Origin of the sequence: Promicromonospora kroppenstedtii DSM 19349 (assembly GCF_000515355.1) — a bacterium.
Classification (GTDB): domain Bacteria; phylum Actinomycetota; class Actinomycetes; order Actinomycetales; family Cellulomonadaceae; genus Promicromonospora; species Promicromonospora kroppenstedtii.
Map to the genome: position 1 here is coordinate 7139 of NZ_KI911726.1, position 496 is coordinate 7634.

1 pseudogene is annotated in these 496 nt (G+C 76.8%); it reads right to left on the reverse strand.

Features of this window, described 5'->3' with window-relative positions:
* Nucleotides 1–496: pseudogene (locus PROKR_RS35735) on the reverse strand (hypothetical protein); the annotation flags it as partial.

A 496-nucleotide genomic window follows, 5' to 3' on the forward strand; every position in this document is an offset into this window, starting at 1 on the left:
GACGGCGTCGACCCGTGCGCCGCCCGCGAGGCGGGCGGCCAGGGGCTCGACGACCTCGACGCCGCGCCAGCCGCGCCTCCTCCAGCGTGATCGACCGCGTGGTGAGCAGGCCCCGCCGCACGCGCAGCGTGCCGTCGGACTGGCGGTCCAGCGTGTGGTTCCACCAGGACTCGACCCACAGTGCCACGGTCGCCACGCCACCGGCCACGAACAGGCCCACGCCCATGGCCACCGCGACGAGGACCGCCGGTGCCAGGCCGAACCACGACCCGATCGCCTCGAACAGCTCGTCCTGCAGGCCGAACCACTCGGACACCTGGATCAGGCCGCCCGCCGCGGCGGCGCCGAGCGCCGGCGTCAGGAAGGACAGCGGGGCGAACCGGATCCAGCGGCGGTCGAACCGGACCAGGGTGCCGTCGGGACTCCCCTCCTCGCCGTCCGCCCCGGAGCCGGCCTCGGAGCCCCCGGGCCGCGCCGCGTGCGCGAGCAGGGTGGC